Genomic DNA, 15799 nt, shown 5'->3' with positions numbered 1-15799 from the left:
ACCAGCAGCGGACGGCCGGCCTTGGCGACTTGCTCCAGGATCGGCAGCAGGTCACGGATGTTGCTGACCTTCTTGTCGTACAGCAGCACGAACGGGTTGTCCAGCAACGCCGATTGCTTCTCGGGGTTGTTGATGAAGTAGGGCGAGAGGTAGCCGCGGTCGAACTGCATGCCTTCGACGACTTCGAGTTCGCTCTCGAGCGACTTGCCGTCTTCGACAGTGATCACGCCTTCCTTGCCGACCTTGTCCATCGCGTCGGCGATGATCTTGCCGATGGTCTCGTCGCTGTTGGCCGAGATGGAGCCGACTTGCGCGATTTCCTTGGAGGTCGTGGTGGCCTTGGAGGCTGCCTTCAGCTGGGCGACCAGGGCGGTGACCGCCTTGTCGATGCCGCGCTTCAGGTCCATCGGGTTCATGCCGGCGGCCACGTACTTCATGCCTTCGCGCACGATGGCTTGCGCCAGCACGGTGGCGGTGGTGGTGCCGTCACCGGCGTTGTCAGAAGTCTTGGAAGCAACTTCCTTGACCATCTGCGCGCCCATGTTCTGGAGCTTGTCCTTCAGCTCGATTTCCTTGGCCACCGAGACACCGTCCTTGGTGACGGTGGGGGCGCCGAACGAGCGCTCCAGGACCACGTTGCGGCCCTTGGGGCCCAGCGTCACCTTGACCGCATTGGCCAGGATGTTCACGCCTTCAACCATGCGGGTGCGGGCGTCAGAGCCAAAGATCACGTCTTTTGCTGCCATTTGTATTCTCCGAATTCAGTTCAATGAGGGTTCGAGTGGGAGAAGTGGATTACTTCTCGACCACAGCGAAGAGGTCCTCTTCGCGCATGACCATCAGCTCTTCGCCATCGACCTTGACCGACTGGCCAGAGTACTTGCCGAACAGCACGCGGTCGCCAACCTTGACGTTCAGGACGATGAAGTCGCCCTTGTCGTTGCGCTTGCCTGGGCCAACGGCCAGGACTTCGCCTTGATCAGGCTTTTCTGCGGCGTTGTCAGGGATGACGATGCCGGAGGCGGTCTTGGTTTCTTGTTCCAGACGCTTGACGATCACGCGATCGTGCAACGGACGAAGTTTCATGGCATCTCCTAAATGCAGTGGCTTTGAGCGAGGAAGGCAGCACCGACAAAGGGCGCTGCATCACATCAGGTGCTCAGGAACGCTGGCCAGGAAGGCCGGCGCCAGAACTGTTAGCACTCGACTTGGTTGAGTGCTAATTCCATTATAGGCACCGTCTGCCGGGTTTCAAGAGCTGGCGAGTGCCTGGGTGTGACGAAAGCCGGCCTCAGGGCTGGCTGGAGCCGATTCAGGGCTCAGGCTCTTCGCTGCTGGGCTTGGTCGGCACCCGGTAGCCTTCATTGGCCCAGGCGCCGAAATCATGGCCCTGGCAGCGGGCGCTGCAGAAGGGCCGGAAGGCGTTCGCAGGCGAATACACGGTGCGCTCGCCGCAGGCCGGGCAGTTGACCTCGATTGCCCTGGCGGCAACGGAGGATGGGGGGCTGGATTTGGGCTGGTTCACGGCAGGCGCTGACGGTGCTTGCAAATGCAAGAGCGAGGCAGAAACGAGTGACGAAGCGATGTGACTCAGGCGCAGAGCGAGAGTTCAAACGCGGTGTCCTGCGCGGCAGGGCGCAGGCGGCCTTCGGCGTCGGCCCGCATCAGCCGCACCGAGACCATCAGCCGGTGGCCGCTGATCTCCGGCACCAGGTCCACGCCGTCGTCCAGCCGCACGCGCAGCAACTGGTAGGTGCGGCCCTGGGGCAGGGTTTGCTGGTACTGGCCGCCCTGGGCCACGACCTTGTGCGGCATGCCGGCGTCTCGCAGCAGGCCCAGCAGCACGTGCAATGCTTCGCCCAGCGGCCACAGGTGGCTGAGCCACTGGGCCAGGTCGGCGCGGCGTCGATCGGGGCTGTGCTGCTGCCAGGCGAAATAGGCCGGCAGGTCGAACTCGCAGGTGCCACCGGGAATGCTGATGCGGCTGCGGATGCTCATCAGCCACTCATTGGTGGTCAGCGCTTGCCCCGCTTTGCCGGCGAACTGGTTCAGTCCGTTGAAGGCATGGTCGATGCGAGCGACGACTTCGTCCAGTGCAGCTTCCGACACATGCGGATTGCCGCGGTAGCTTTGCAGCTGCGCCTTGTGGCGCTCCAGCTCCTTGAGCAGGTCGGATTTCAGGTCGGCCCGCGAGGCCACGTCCATGATCTCGAACAGCGTGACCAGGGAGAAATGATGGTCGACCGCTTCGTCACGCGGCACCAGGGTGTTCAGTCGGCCGAACAGGTGTTCGAGCCGCAGCATCGTGCGGATGCTTTCGTTGAACGGGTATTCGTAGAGGACCAAAAGGCGCTTTCCTGGCGGTTGGCTGGCGGCGATTGTTTCACACCCCGATGGCAGCACCCGGACCAAAAAAACCTTGCTGCCAGAGTGCATCCACTTCAGCCTCCAACGCCGGAAGGCTGAGACCATCGTTGAGGATCACCGCGTCCGCAATCGCGCGCCGCTGGGCCCGCGTGGCCTGCAAGTCGATCACCCGCTGAACCTCTTGCGCAGGCCAGCCCGAGCGAGCCATGACCCGCTGGATCTGGGTGGCCTCACTGCAGTCGATGACCAGCACCTTGTCCAACTGTTTGCGCCAATGGGCAGACTCTGCCAGCAGCGGCAAGTCGAACACCAGTGGCTGTCCAGGAGTCGCCTGCACGGCCTGGCGTGCGGTTTCGGCCTGGATCATCGGATGCAGGATCTGTTCAAGCGTCTGCTTCGCTCGCAAGGCTTCGGGGCTTTCGCCAAAAGCCAGTTGGCGCATGCGGGCGCGGTTCAGCGCGCCATGTTCGTCGATCAGGTCGGCGCCGAATGCCGCTGCGATTGCGGGCAGCGCTGCGCCTTGCGGTGCTGTCAGCGCGCGCGAAATCGCGTCGGTGTCGATGACCTTGGCGCCTCGGTTGGCGAGCAGGGTGGCGACCGTGCTCTTGCCGCTGCCGATGCCACCGGTCAAGCCAACGCGCACCGCATTCACTGGCCCATCCAGCCCAACACGGTTTCGGTACCGGCCAACATCAACACCAACCCGCCACCGGCCAGGAATGGACCGAAGGGCACGTAACGGCCTTCGCGCAAGGTGTCGGTGAGCTTCATGCCGATGCCAACCACCGCGCCGATCACCGAAGCCATCAACACGATGGGCAGGATGGCTTTCCAACCCAGCCAGGCCCCCAATGCGGCGAGCAGCTTGAAGTCCCCATGGCCCATGCCTTCCTTGCCTGTCGTCAGCTTGAACAGCCAGTACACCGACCACAGCGACAGGTAACCCACGACGGCACCCCAAACGGAAGTGCTGAGTGGCAGCGTCCACTCCAGCGCTGCGGCGCACAGGCCGGCCCACAGCAGCGGCAGCGTCAGCGCATCCGGCAGCAAGGTGGTGTCCCAGTCGATGGCAGTCAGGGCGACCAGCGTGGCGGCCACGCCGCACCAGGCCAGCGCAACCGGCTGCGGACCCACGCGCCAGGCAATGCCGGCGAACAGCAGGCCAGTGGCCAGTTCCAGCAGCGGATAGCGCGCCGAAATGCGGGTGCCGCAGGCGGAGCAGCGGCCTCTCAGCCGCAACCAGCTCACCAGCGGAATGTTTTCGTGCCAGCGGATCCTGTGCTGGCAGACCGGGCAGCGTGAGGCGGGCTTGGAAAGCGTCAACCTGCCCAGCTTGTCCAATTCCTGCTCAAGTTCACCCGAGGTCGCGGCAAGTGGCTTGGGCGCACCCCGTCCGAAGGTCCGCTGGAACGACTCGCCGTCGCTCAACTGCTGGGCAACGTCCCGCCACCATTGCCGCTCCATCATGCGCGGCAGTCGATGCGCCACCACATTCAGGAAGCTGCCGATGCACAGCCCGAACACACCCAACACCCAGGGCGACAACCAGATCGCCCATTCTCCGGTCGCCATGCGTCAGACCACCTGACCGAGCTTGAAGATTGGCAGGTACATCGAAACCACGATGCCGCCGATGATGGTGCCCAGAAAGACAATGATGATGGGCTCCATCAAGGTTGACAGGCCCTTCACCATTTCATCCACCTCTTCTTCATAGAACTCAGCGGCTCGGGCCAGCATGTCATCCAGCGCGCCGGACTCTTCGCCAATGCCGGCCATTTGCAGCACCATGTTCGGGAACACGCCGGTCGCGGTCATTGCCGAGGTCAGTGCTGTGCCGGAGGCGACGTCACGCTGAATCGCTTCGGTGGCAATTGCGTAGACTTTATTGCCCGCGGTGCCGCCGACCGAGTCCAGCGCCTCGACCAATGGCACGCCTGCGCCAAACAAGGTCGAAAGGGTCCGCGTCCAGCGCGCGATGATGGATTTGCGCACCAGTTCACCGAAGACCGGCATGCGCAGGAACAAGCGGTCCATGAAGAACTGCAGTCTTTCCGAGCGCCGCCAGGTCCGCACGAACATGTAGCCGCCGCCGAAGATGCTGCCGAAGATGGCCCACCAATAGGAGACGAAAAACTTGCTCATTGCGATCACCAACAGCGTGGGCGTGGGCAAGTCGGCGCCGAAGTTCTTGAACACATCCTCGAACGCGGGGATCACGAAAATCATGATCACCGTGACCACGATGAAGGCGACCACCAGCACCGACATTGGGTAGATCAGTGCGGACTTCACCTTCTGCTTCAGCGCCAGCGTCTTTTCCTGGTAAAGCGCCAAACGGCTGAGCAGCAATTCCAGAATGCCGCCTGCTTCGCCGGCTTCGACCAGATTGCAGTACAAGGCATCGAAGTATTTCGGGTGCCGGCGGAACGCTGCAGACAGGCTGGTACCCGTCTCGATGTCCGCGCGGATGTCCATCAACAGCCGGGTCAGTGTCGCATTGGTGCTGCCTCGTGCCACGATGTCAAAGGCTTGCAGCAAGGGCACGCCGGCCTTCATCATCGTCGCCAGCTGGCGCGTGAAGATGGCAATGTCCTTGGGCTTGATGCTCTTGCCGCCAGAGCTGCGGCGCTTCTTCACCTTGGTGACCAGCACGCCTTGCCGGCGCAGGCTGGCACTCACGGCGGCTTCTCCGCCGGCGCGCAGTTCCCCGCGCACGACCTTGCCGTTGCGGTCCTTGCCTTCCCATTCGAAGGTGAAATCCTTGGCGCTTCTTGCTGCCGCTGCTGTAGCCATAAAGCCTCCGGCCGCTCCCGACGGTGTGATCAGTTGTAGTCGACGCCCGCAACGCGGGTGGATTCCCAGGACCCCGGCTTCGCACGGTGCAAGCCGGCGTCGCCTTGATTGTTTTGCATGCCGCTATTCGTTGGTCGCGGCGATGACTTCTTCCAGCGATGTGGCGCCAAGCCTGACCTTCAGCAGGCCGGACTGACGCAAATCGCGCACGCCATCTTTGCGCGCCTGTATCGCCAGATCGTTTGCCGAACCATTGGCCAAGATCAACCGCTGAATAGAGTCGGTGATCGGCATGGCTTGGTAAATGCCCAAACGACCACGGTAGCCATTGTTGCAGGCCGAACAGCCCACGGCGCGGTAAGGACGCCAAGTGCCGTCGAGTTCGCTTTCGGTGAAGCCTGCACGCAACAGCGCTGGCCTGGGATAGTCTGCGGGCGTTTTGCAGCTTTCGCACAAGCGGCGCACCAGCCGCTGGGCGGTGATCAGCAACAGGCTGGACGCGATGTTGAAAGGTGCCACGCCCATGTTCAACAGCCGGGTCAAGGTGGACGGTGCGTCGTTGGTGTGCAGCGTGGACAGCACCAAGTGGCCGGTTTGCGCAGCCTTGATCGCAATGTCCGCAGTGTCCAGGTCGCGGATTTCGCCGACCATGATCACGTCGGGATCCTGACGCAGGAAAGACTTGAGTGCCGAGGCGAAGTTCAGGCCGGCCTTGTCGTTGACATTGACCTGGTTGATGCCGGGCAGGTTGATTTCCGCCGGGTCTTCCACGGTCGAAATGTTCACGCCCGGCTGGTTCAGGATGTTCAGGCAAGTGTAAAGCGACACCGTCTTGCCCGAGCCTGTCGGCCCGGTCACCAAAACCATGCCGTAGGGCCGATGCACCGCGTGCATCAACCGCTCCTTTTCCTCTGGTTCGTAACCCAGGGCCTCGATGCCCATTTTGGCGCTGGACGAGTCCAGGATCCGGATCACGATCTTCTCGCCAAACAGCGTGGGCAGCGTGCTCACCCGGAAGTCGATCGACTTGCTGCCAAAGCGCAGCTTCATCCGCCCATCCTGCGGCACGCGCTTTTCCGAGATGTCCAGCCGCGAGATGACCTTGATGCGGGACGCCAGCTTTTCCTTGATCGCAATCGGTGGCTGGGTGATCTCGCGCAACTCGCCGTCCACACGGAAGCGCACGCGGTAGTGGAATTCGTAAGGCTCGAAGTGCAGGTCGGAGGCGCGGAGATTGATGGCGTCAATCAGCATCTTCTGCAGGAAGCGCACGACGGGTGCATCTTCGACTTCCGCCACCGCCTCCGGTGATGGCGAAGCGCCTCCCGCTTCTTCTTCGGTGACATCGAATTCGAAGTCGGCGGAGGCAATCGTTTCCAGTGCCTGGTTGGCCGAGGTGGTCTGCCCGTCCACCAGCTTGATCAGCTTGTCGTATTCGACGACCACCCATTCCGGCGAAAGCTGTGTTGCGAACTTGATGCGTTCGCTGGCTTCCTGGTCGGTTGGGTCCGCGCAGGCCAGAAACAGGCGGCTGCCTCGCTTGCCAAGCGGAAGAACTTTGTATTGCCCAATCAGCTTGCTGTCGATGAAGGACTTTGGCAGTTTTTGCGTGTCAACCGAGTCCAGATCCAGCAAGGGCGCCGCGAGGGCCTGGGAAAGGGACTGCGCCAGCGCCAGCGGCGTCATGGTGTGGCTGCCGATCAGTTCTGCAATGAAGGAGTGCTTCTTTTCCTTGGCGCTGCGCACCAACTCCTCGGCCTTGGCCGGCTGAAGCTTGCCGCCGTGGACCAGCACACGTGCCACTCCTGACAAGAAGGCTTTGGAAGCGTCGGCAACAGTATCCACGGCTGAACGGCAAAAAGGCTACAACAGGGCGGGGCCGGGCAATCAACGCCCTTCGGCACGGTACTGTATATCGGCGGCATTGCCGGCCAATTCAGCGCGCAAATGGAACTGCAGTGGTCACAAGTTGTGACTGAACGCACGCAAACCGCGGCGGCCTTGCTGCGGCCGGCGGATTGCTTGGCAGATGATCTGCAAGAAGCGGGACCGGAATGCAAAAAGGCGCAGGAAGCTGAAAGTTCCTGCGCCTGCGCATGATTCACCAATGATTCTGGTCGGGGTGAGAGGATTCGAACCTCCGGCCTCTACGTCCCGAACGTAGCGCTCTACCAGGCTAAGCTACACCCCGAATGACCCATTGCCCGGACAGATTTGTTGGCGTTCGATTCGCATTGCACTTTGGGCGCCTTGCTTTTTGCCTCAGTCATTTCTGGTGATGACTGCAGATCCTGCCCGGTTCGCTCAAGAAGAGCGCTCAACCGATCGAGCTGATAATTCTAGCAGCAAATTCAGCGAGTTGGAAAGCGGGAGCGAAGAAAGGCTGTGACGGGCCGCTTCCGCCTCCGTGCGTGCGGCGTCACGCGTCGCGTCGATTGCGCCGGTGCGGTGCACGATGCCGATGATGTCCTGCAGCCGTTCAACTTCGCCTTGCTCGATTGCGTGCCGGATCAGGTTGCGCTCATCGACTGAGCCGCGGCTCATGGCGATCAGCAGTGGCAGCGTGGGTTTGCCTTCACGCAAGTCATCACCAACGTTCTTGCCGAGCGCGGTGGTCGTGCCCTCATAGTCCAGCAGGTCGTCGACCAGCTGAAATGCCGTACCCAGCGAGCGGCCGTAGTCGGCGCAGGCCTCTTCGACTTCGCGCGGCGCCTGGGCGATCACAGCCCCCAGGCGTGCGCTGGCCTCGAACAGCTTGGCGGTCTTGTAGCGGATCACGCGCAGGTAATCCTCGATCGCCACGTCCGGTTCATGCATGTTCATCAGCTGCAATACCTCACCTTCGGCGATGACGTTGGTTGCATCGGCCAGCACGTCCAATACCCGCATGCTGTTCACCGAGACCATCATCTGGAAGGCGCGTGAGTACAGGAAGTCGCCCACCAGCACGCTGGCTGCGTTGCCAAACACCGCGTTGGCCGTGTCCCGGCCGCGCCGCAGAGAGGACTCGTCCACCACGTCATCGTGCAGCAGTGTGGCGGTGTGGATGAACTCCACGGTGGCGGCGAGTTCGTATTTATGAGCGCCCTGGTAGCCCAGCGCGTCGGCGAACAGCAGCACCAGCCGGGGGCGAATGCGTTTGCCGCCTGCGCCGATGATGTAGTGAGAAATCTGTTCGATCAGCGCGACATCGGACGACAGCCGCTGCCGGATCACCTCGTCGACTTGGTGCATGTCATCGGCCATCGGATCGAAGTCGATGCTGGAGGGGGATGGCGTCGTGGAGGTGGGCGACATGAGGCGGGGGAGCGAACCCGATGACAGCAAAACCAATCGATTATAGGAAGCCATCGGCGGTGTGGACGGGCGCGCGGCCACGCGCTCGCCAGCCTCTTTGCGAGTCGGTAGCCGATATGCTATGATCCCAAGCTTCGCCTCGGAATGGTCCGCGGCGATTGGATGAGATGCGTTTTGGCTGGTTGCGGCGCGTCCTGAAATGGGCCGGCTTGGCTGTGTTTTCGGGGGCGCGCCGGCAGCTGATGCGCACTTCAAGCAAAGGGCACATATGTACGCGGTCGTAAAAACCGGTGGCAAGCAATACAAGGTTGCAGCCGGCGAAAAGATCAAGGTAGAACAGATTGCTGCGGACGTTGGCCAGGAAATCGTGATTGACCAGGTTTTGGCTGTCGGTAGCGGCGCAGATCTGAAGGTCGGGACTCCCCTGGTGAGCGGTGCAACAGTGGTGGCAACCGTGGTGGCCCATGGCCGTCACGACAAGGTTCGCATCTTCAAGATGCGCCGCCGCAAGCACTACCAGAAGCATGGCGGTCACCGCCAGAACTACACCGAGCTGGAAATCAGCGCGGTCAACGGCTGATTCAGCACCTCAACAGGAGTTCTGAACCATGGCACAGAAAAAAGGCGGCGGTTCCACCCGGAACGGCCGCGACTCGCAACCCAAGATGCTGGGTGTCAAGGCCTTTGGTGGCCAAGTCATCTCGGCAGGCTCGATCATCGTGCGCCAGCGCGGCACCAAGTTCCACGCCGGCACCAATGTCGCAATGGGTCGTGACCACACGCTGTTTGCGTTGGTCGACGGTACCGTTTCTTTCGCCATCAAAGGCGAGCTGAACCGTCACACCGTGATCATCACGCCGCTGTAATACGCGGCCTTCGCCCGGCCTCTTCTGCGGAAGAGGCCAGCGTCAAAGCCCCGGCTTGCCGGGGCTTTTGTCTTGATGGGCCAAGACACTCGGGCCGGTTTCGGCCCTCCGATACCATCCGAACACCATGAAATTCGTTGACGAAGCCACCATCGACATCGCCGCCGGCAACGGCGGCGCGGGCTGCGCGAGTTTTCGGCGCGAAAAGTTCATCCCCTTTGGCGGGCCGGACGGCGGCAATGGCGGCAAGGGCGGCAGCGTTTACGCCGTGGCTGACCGCAACCTGAACACGCTGATCGACTACCGCTACGCCCGGCGCCATGAGGCGCGCAACGGCGAAGCCGGCCGAGGCGCAGACTGTTTCGGCGCCGCAGCGGACGACATCTTGCTGCGCATGCCCGTCGGCACCATCATCACAGACGTCGAAACCGGCCGCGTGATGGCCGAGCTGATTGACCCGGAGCAGCCGGTGCTGCTGGCCAAGGGGGGCGATGGCGGCTTCGGCAACCTGCACTACAAGACCAGCACCAACCGTGCGCCCCGCCAGCACACGCCCGGCTGGCCAGGTGAAGGCTTCAAGGTCAAGTTGGAACTGCGCGTGCTCGCTGATGTTGGCCTGCTGGGCATGCCCAATGCTGGCAAAAGCACGCTGATCACGGCGGTGTCGAATGCGCGGCCAAAGATTGCCGACTATCCGTTCACCACCTTGCATCCGAACCTGGGCGTGGTACGCGTGGGTCCCGAGAAGAGCTTTGTCGTGGCGGACATTCCTGGCCTGATCGAAGGTGCTTCCGAAGGCGCCGGCCTGGGCCATCTGTTCCTGCGACACCTGCAGCGCACGCGTCTGCTGCTGCATGTGGTCGACCTGGCGCCGTTTGACGATGAAGTGGATCCCGTCAAGCAGGCCAAGGCCATCGTCGAGGAGCTGCGCAAATACGACCAGGCGCTGCACGACAAACCACGCTGGCTGGTGCTGAACAAGCTGGACATGGTGCCGGAAGACGAGCGCGCCAAACGCGTCAAGGATTTCGTCAAGCGCTACAAGTGGAAGGGCCCCGTGTTCGAGATCTCGGCCCTGGCCCGCGACGGCTTGCAGCCGCTGATCCACGCCATCTGGGACCATGTGGCGGCCGAGCAAATCAAGCCGCCGCCCGAGCCCGATCCGCGTTTCGACGCCGCCGCTGACGCGACTGCTGCCGACGAGTGACCTCGCGATGAGTGCAGCACTGCAGGGCGCGCGGCGCATCGTCGTCAAGGTCGGCTCCAGCCTGGTGACCAACGAAGGCCGCGGCGTGGACGCCGAGGCGGTAGGCAACTGGTGCCGCCAGATGGCTGGCCTGGCGTCGCAGGGCTGCGAAGTGGTGATGGTCTCCAGCGGTGCGATTGCCGAAGGCATGAAGCGCCTGGGCTGGACGACCCGGCCCAAGGAACTGCCGGAGTTGCAGGCTGCGGCCGCTGTCGGCCAGATGGGCCTGGTGCAGATGTACGAGAGCAAGCTGTCCGAGCACGGCATGGGCAGTGCGCAGGTGCTGCTCACGCATGCCGACCTGGCCGACCGCGAGCGCTACCTGAATGCACGCTCCACCTTGCTGACGCTGCTGGGCCTGAAGGTGCTGCCGGTCATCAACGAAAACGACACCGTCGTCAACGACGAGATCAAGTTCGGCGACAACGACACGCTGGGTGCACTGGTCGCCAACCTGGTGGAAGCCGATGCGCTGATCATCCTGACCGACCAGAAAGGCCTGTATTCGGCCGACCCGCGCAAGGACCCGGAGGCCTGTTTCATCGACGTGGCAGAGGCCGGCGACCCGGCGCTGGAGCGCATGGCAGGCGGCGCCGGCTCCAGCATCGGGCGCGGCGGCATGATCACCAAGGTGCTGGCCGCCAAGCGCGCGGCCGGCAGCGGTGCCAGCACCGTGATCGCCTGGGGTCGTGAGCCTGACGTGTTGCTGCGGCTGATGGCGGGAGAGGCCATTGGCACGGCCCTGTTGGCCGGCACGCCCAAGCTGGCCGCCCGCAAGCAGTGGATGGCCGATCACCTGCAGATGCGAGGCGCCGTGGCGATCGACGATGGCGCGGTCATCAAGCTGCGTGAGGAAGGCAAGAGCCTGTTGTCCATCGGCGTGGTCGAGGTGCAGGGCGAGTTCCACCGCGGCGATGTCATCGCGGTGCGCAGCGTCGCAGGCGAAGAAGTGGCCCGTGGATTGGCCAACTATTCCAGCGCCGAAGCCCGGCTGATTGCCCGCAAGCCCTCGTCGCAGATCGCCGGCCTGCTGGGCTATGTGGCCGAGCCCGAACTGATCCATCGCGACAACCTGGTGCTCAGCTGAGCGCTGGCCGCCTGGTCAGCGCAACTGAAGGCGGAGGCGGCTTACTCTGGCGCGCCAGGCGGCGACATCACTGGCAGTGCAGGACCCATGGCTTCGTCCATGACACCGTCCGGCGACCTGCGGCCATCGCGGTGCGGGCGCATGCCGCCGCGGAGATAACGGTTCTGGTAGGCCGTGCGGGGCATGAAGCGCGCCAGTTCGGTCAGCGCCATCTGGTAGACGCCGCGCTTGAATTCGATCACCACGTCCAGCGGCACCCAATAGTCGTTCCAGCGCCAGGCGTCGAATTCCGGGTGGTTGGTGGCGCGCAGGTTCATGTCGCTGTCACGGCCCATCAGTCGCAACAGGAACCATATCTGCTTTTGCCCCTTGTAGTGGCCGCGCGCATCCTTGCGGATGAAATGATCGGGCACGTCATAGCGCAGCCAATCGCGGGTGCGCGCCAGAATTTCCACGTGATCGGGAAGCAAACCGACTTCCTCGTGCAACTCGCGGAACATCGCCTGCTCAGGCGACTCGCCATACTTGATGCCCCCTTGCGGGAACTGCCAGGAGTGGGTGCGCAGCCGCTTGCCCCAAAACACCTGGTTGCGGGCGTTGAGCAGGATGATGCCGACGTTGGGCCTGTAGCCTTCCCGGTCGAGCATAATCGAACCCCAAATTTTGAACTGAAATCAATATAGCACCCACGGGGCTCCCCGCCCAGGCTCTCGCTAACCCGGAGCTTGCGCCGGGCGCCTCTGCAGGCTGTAACGTCGCGCCCATGAAAGCCTCCCAGTTCTTCATCTCCACCCTCAAAGAGGCACCTGCAGACGCCGAAGTCGTGAGCCATCAGCTGATGATGCGCGCCGGCATGATCAAGCGCCTTGGCGCTGGCATCTACAACTACATGCCCATGGGCCTGCGCGTGATCCGCAAGGTCGAGGGCATCATCCGCGAAGAGATGAACCGCGCTGGCGCGGTCGAACTGCTGATGCCGGTGGTGCAGCCGGCCGAGCTCTGGCAGGAAACTGGCCGCTTCGACAAGATGGGCCCGGAGCTGATGCGGGTGAAGGACCGGCACGACCGCGACTTCGTCATCCAGCCGACCTCCGAAGAGGTGGTGACCGACATCGCCCGCCAGGAGCTGCGCAGCTACAAGCAGCTGCCCAAGAATTTCTATCACATCCAGACGAAATTCCGCGACGAGCGCCGGCCGCGTTTTGGCGTGATGCGTGGCCGTGAATTCACGATGAAGGACGCTTATTCCTTTGACCGTGACGAAGCCGGCGCGACCAAGAGCTACGAAGCCATGTTCGCTGCTTACAAGCGCATCTTCGACCGCTTCGGCCTTGAGTACCGCGCCGTCGCGGCTGACACCGGCGCGATCGGCGGCGACCTGTCGCACGAATTCCAGGTCATTGCCGACACCGGCGAAGACGCGGTCATCTACTGCCCCACCAGCGACTACGCCGCCAACATCGAACTGGCCGAAGGCGTGGCGCTGCTGGCCGAACGCGCGGCTGCGGGCTCCGCGATGGCCAAGACGCCTACCCCAGGCAAGAGCACCTGTGCCGACGTGGCCGCGCTGCTGGGCCTGCCGCTGGCGCAGACCGTCAAGTCACTGGTGCTCGCGACCGATGAACTGGATGACAGGGGCGACATCAAGAAGACCACTGTCTGGCTGCTGCTGCTGCGAGGCGATCATGACCTGAACGAAGTCAAGGCCGGCAAGCTCGAAGGGCTGAAGAGCGGCTTCCGCTTCGCCACCGTGGCCGAGATCGAGGCCCACTTCGGCTGCAAGCCTGGCTACCTCGGCCCCATCGGCCTGCTGAAGCCGGTCAAGGTGATTGCCGATCGCACGGTGGCCAACATGGCCGACTTCGTCTGCGGCGCCAACGAAGCCGACTTCCATTTGACCGGCGTCAACTGGCGCCGTGACCTGCCCGAGCCGGACCTTGTGGCGGACATCCGCAACGTCGTCGAAGGCGACCCATCGCCCGACGGCAAGGGTGTGCTGGCCATCCAGCGCGGCATCGAGGTCGGCCACGTGTTCTTCCTCGGCACCAAGTATTCCAAGGCGATGAACGCCAGCTACCTGGACGAAACCGGCAAGCCGCAGCTGATGCAGATGGGCTGCTACGGCATTGGCGTGACCCGCATCCTCGGTGCCGCCATCGAGCAGAACCACGATGCCCGCGGCATCATCTGGCCGACCAGCATCGCGCCTTTCCAGGTCGTGCTGTGTCCCATCGGCTACGACCGTTCGGCCGAGGTGAAGACGGCTGCCGACGCGCTGCACGACGAGCTGACTGCCGCCGGCATCGACGTGCTGCTGGACGACCGCGGCGAGCGCCCTGGCGCAATGTTCGCCGACTGGGAACTGATCGGCGTGCCCTTGCGCGTGGTGCTGTCGGACCGCGCGCTGAAAGAAGGCCAGTTCGAAGTGCAAGGCCGGCGCGACGCGGAAGCGCAGAAGGTCGCCGTGGCCGATGTGGGTGCCGTCGTGAAGGCGCGCCTGGCGGCATGAGTGCCGTTGGGGCGAGGCGGCCCGTCAGCCGGCGGGCCTGCCTGGCAGCGGGTGGGGCTGCTTTGCTTGCGCCCTGGGCCGCACCGGCCCGGGCCGGCAAGCAAGCCGAGGAGCCGCTGATCGATTCGGTGCGCAGCGCGCTGTCGTCTGCCATTGCCAACAAGGCGCCACCCAAGCCCAGTTTTGCCAACTTCGACGACCGCCTCGTCTACCTGCGCTGGCTGGGCACCAACAGCGACCGGCTGAAGAAGCGCAAGTCCGAAGACCAGACGCGCATCGAGTTTCTCGAGACCATCTGGTACGAGGCCAAGCGCGCCGGGTTGGAGCCTTCGCTGGTGCTGGGCCTGGTGCAGGTCGAAAGCGGCTTTCGCAAGTACGCCATCAGCGTGGCCGGCGCGCGCGGCTACATGCAGGTCATGCCTTTCTGGTCCCGGCTGATCGGCGACGGCGACGCTTCGCGCCTGTTCCACATGCAGACCAACCTGCGGTTTGGATGCGTGATCCTGCGGCACTACCTGGACCGCGAACAGGGCGACCTCTTTCTCGCGCTGGGTCGCTACAACGGCAGCCGTGGCCAGCCCGAGTATCCGAACATGGTGTTTGGTGCCCGCAAGCAGTGGATCGTCGCCTGAGCTTCGGCCCAGGTTCAAAGGCCGGTCCAGTTCCGCGGTGCGGCATTGCCAACGCCGAGCAGGGCGATGGCCCGTTCCACCGTGTCGTCCACCAGTTCCTCTATCGACTGTGGCCGGTGATAGAACGCCGGCAGCGGCGGGAAGACGATCGCGCCCATTTCGGTCACTGCCGTCATGTTGCGCAGGTGCGCCAGGTTGAACGGCGTTTCGCGCACCATCAGCAGCAGCCGGCGGCGCTCCTTCAGCGTCACGTCGGCTGCGCGAGTCAGCAGGTTGTCGCCAAAACCGTGGGCCACCGAAGCCAGCGTCTTCATCGAGCAAGGCGCAATCACCATCGCGTCCACAGGGTGGCTGCCGCTGGCGATGCAGGCGCCGATGTCGCCCAGCGGATGTGCGTCGTCCGCCAGGGCTTCCAGGGCGTTGCGGTCCATGCCCAACTCGTGGTGCGCGTTCAGCACACCGGCCGAGGTCACGACCAGGTGCGTGTGTGCGCCCAGCGAGCGCAGCCGTTGCAGCAGCCGCACGCCATAGACCGCGCCCGAAGCGCCGGTGATGCCAACGACGATGCGCGGCGCTACAGCGGCGGCTGGCTGTGCCAGCGTCACGCGGCTTCGATCATCGGCTGCAGTTCGCCGGACTGGTACATCTCCATCATGATGTCCGAGCCGCCGACGAATTCGCCGTTCACGTACAGCTGCGGAATCGTTGGCCAGTTGGCGTAATCCTTGATGCCCTGGCGGATCGCGTCGTCCTCCAGCACGTTGACCGTCGTCAGGTCACCCGCGCCGCAAGCCTTCAGGATCTGGATGGCACGGCCGGAGAAGCCGCACATCGGGAATTGGGCCGTGCCCTTCATGAACAGAACCACCTTGTGGTTCTTGACGAGTTGGTCGATGCGTTGTTGAACGTCGCTCATGGCTGTGCTTTCGGGAAATATCGAGGCGAGAAAAGGGTCGATGCGACCATGTGGCTTTATACGACAAGCGGGCAAGGTGGCGC

18 protein-coding genes and 1 tRNA gene are annotated in these 15799 nt (G+C 63.3%); 6 read left to right on the top strand and 13 right to left on the bottom strand.

The features are described 5' to 3' along the window. From groEL to ACAH41_RS22290, 10 genes are all read right to left on the bottom strand, one after another. Nucleotides 1-746 (bottom strand): chaperonin GroEL (groEL, locus tag ACAH41_RS22335; protein WP_370538469.1); only part of this gene is annotated, 746 nt, incomplete at its 3' end. 49 nt (nucleotides 747-795) lie between these two features. Continuing rightward, on the bottom strand, nucleotides 796-1086 hold the full coding sequence (groES, locus tag ACAH41_RS22330) for a co-chaperone GroES (RefSeq protein ID WP_141285720.1): 291 nt from the start codon (nucleotides 1084-1086) through the stop codon (nucleotides 796-798). A 226-nt stretch (nucleotides 1087-1312) separates the two neighbouring features. Beyond that, nucleotides 1313-1525, bottom strand: a complete 213-nt coding sequence (locus tag ACAH41_RS22325; protein WP_325650343.1) for a DNA gyrase inhibitor YacG — start codon at nucleotides 1523-1525, stop codon at nucleotides 1313-1315. Nucleotides 1526-1590: 65 nt separating this feature from the next. After that, complete coding sequence (gene zapD, locus ACAH41_RS22320) at nucleotides 1591-2346, bottom strand: cell division protein ZapD (RefSeq protein ID WP_141285718.1); 756 nt, start codon at nucleotides 2344-2346, stop codon at nucleotides 1591-1593. A gap of 37 nt (nucleotides 2347-2383) precedes the next feature. Next, nucleotides 2384-3019, bottom strand: a complete 636-nt coding sequence (coaE, locus tag ACAH41_RS22315; protein ID WP_325650347.1) for a dephospho-CoA kinase — start codon at nucleotides 3017-3019, stop codon at nucleotides 2384-2386. Next, entirely contained in the window at nucleotides 3016-3939 is a 924-nt protein-coding gene (locus ACAH41_RS22310) for an A24 family peptidase (protein ID WP_325650349.1), read from the bottom strand. Before ACAH41_RS22310 ends, coaE begins: the two co-directional genes overlap by 4 nt. A 3-nt stretch (nucleotides 3940-3942) precedes the next feature. Then, nucleotides 3943-5163 (bottom strand): type II secretion system F family protein, encoded by a 1221-nt coding sequence (locus tag ACAH41_RS22305; RefSeq protein ID WP_325650351.1) that lies wholly within the window; start codon nucleotides 5161-5163, stop codon nucleotides 3943-3945. Between the two features lie 123 nt (nucleotides 5164-5286). Next, entirely contained in the window at nucleotides 5287-7008 is a 1722-nt protein-coding gene (pilB, locus tag ACAH41_RS22300; RefSeq protein ID WP_325650353.1) for a type IV-A pilus assembly ATPase PilB, read from the bottom strand. Between the two features lie 269 nt (nucleotides 7009-7277). Further along, nucleotides 7278-7354, bottom strand: a tRNA-Pro gene (locus ACAH41_RS22295). Between the two features lie 113 nt (nucleotides 7355-7467). Continuing rightward, nucleotides 7468-8409 carry a polyprenyl synthetase family protein gene (locus ACAH41_RS22290; protein ID WP_370538470.1) on the bottom strand — a complete coding sequence of 314 codons (942 nt, stop codon included), beginning with the start codon at nucleotides 8407-8409 and terminating at the stop codon, nucleotides 7468-7470. A gap of 319 nt (nucleotides 8410-8728) precedes the next feature. Here ACAH41_RS22290 and rplU point away from each other — a divergent pair, with 319 nt between their 5' ends. From rplU to proB, 4 genes are all read left to right on the top strand, one after another. Next, on the top strand, nucleotides 8729-9040 hold the full coding sequence (rplU, locus tag ACAH41_RS22285; protein WP_141285708.1) for a 50S ribosomal protein L21: 312 nt from the start codon (nucleotides 8729-8731) through the stop codon (nucleotides 9038-9040). Nucleotides 9041-9068: 28 nt separating this feature from the next. Further along, the gene (rpmA, locus tag ACAH41_RS22280; protein WP_325650358.1) at nucleotides 9069-9326 is read left to right on the top strand and encodes a 50S ribosomal protein L27; all 258 of its coding nucleotides are present in this window, start codon (nucleotides 9069-9071) and stop codon (nucleotides 9324-9326) included. A 127-nt stretch (nucleotides 9327-9453) separates the two neighbouring features. Next, nucleotides 9454-10533: an Obg family GTPase CgtA gene (gene cgtA / locus ACAH41_RS22275; RefSeq protein WP_325650360.1), complete on the top strand. Its 1080-nt coding sequence runs from the start codon at nucleotides 9454-9456 to the stop codon at nucleotides 10531-10533. Nucleotides 10534-10540: 7 nt separating this feature from the next. Continuing rightward, nucleotides 10541-11659 carry a glutamate 5-kinase gene (proB, locus tag ACAH41_RS22270; protein WP_325650362.1) on the top strand — a complete coding sequence of 373 codons (1119 nt, stop codon included), beginning with the start codon at nucleotides 10541-10543 and terminating at the stop codon, nucleotides 11657-11659. Nucleotides 11660-11700: 41 nt separating this feature from the next. Here the strand turns inward: proB and ACAH41_RS22265 are convergent, their stop codons facing one another. Continuing rightward, nucleotides 11701-12306 (bottom strand): RNA pyrophosphohydrolase, encoded by a 606-nt coding sequence (locus tag ACAH41_RS22265; protein ID WP_325650363.1) that lies wholly within the window; start codon nucleotides 12304-12306, stop codon nucleotides 11701-11703. 116 nt (nucleotides 12307-12422) lie between these two features. Between ACAH41_RS22265 and ACAH41_RS22260 the strand changes: the two genes are divergently transcribed. Next, nucleotides 12423-14168, top strand: coding sequence for a proline--tRNA ligase (locus tag ACAH41_RS22260; protein ID WP_325650365.1), 1746 nt, complete (start codon nucleotides 12423-12425; stop codon nucleotides 14166-14168). After that, nucleotides 14165-14800, top strand: a complete 636-nt coding sequence (locus tag ACAH41_RS22255; protein ID WP_325650367.1) for a transglycosylase SLT domain-containing protein — start codon at nucleotides 14165-14167, stop codon at nucleotides 14798-14800. Before ACAH41_RS22260 ends, ACAH41_RS22255 begins: the two co-directional genes overlap by 4 nt. A 14-nt stretch (nucleotides 14801-14814) precedes the next feature. On the opposite strand, the gene ACAH41_RS22250 is transcribed toward ACAH41_RS22255, so the two are convergent. Both ACAH41_RS22250 and grxD read right to left on the bottom strand, forming a co-directional pair. Beyond that, nucleotides 14815-15405: a UbiX family flavin prenyltransferase gene (locus ACAH41_RS22250; RefSeq protein ID WP_325650368.1), complete on the bottom strand. Its 591-nt coding sequence runs from the start codon at nucleotides 15403-15405 to the stop codon at nucleotides 14815-14817. Continuing rightward, complete coding sequence (grxD, locus tag ACAH41_RS22245) at nucleotides 15402-15716, bottom strand: Grx4 family monothiol glutaredoxin (RefSeq protein ID WP_141285694.1); 315 nt, start codon at nucleotides 15714-15716, stop codon at nucleotides 15402-15404. The genes ACAH41_RS22250 and grxD overlap by 4 nt, the downstream gene beginning before the upstream one ends. Nucleotides 15717-15799 lie beyond the last annotated feature (83 nt).

The sequence above is a fragment of the Ideonella sp. genome (genome assembly GCF_041287625.1).
GTDB lineage: Bacteria > Pseudomonadota > Gammaproteobacteria > Burkholderiales > Burkholderiaceae_C > Ideonella.
This window is presented reverse-complemented; position numbering and strand designations above follow the sequence as displayed.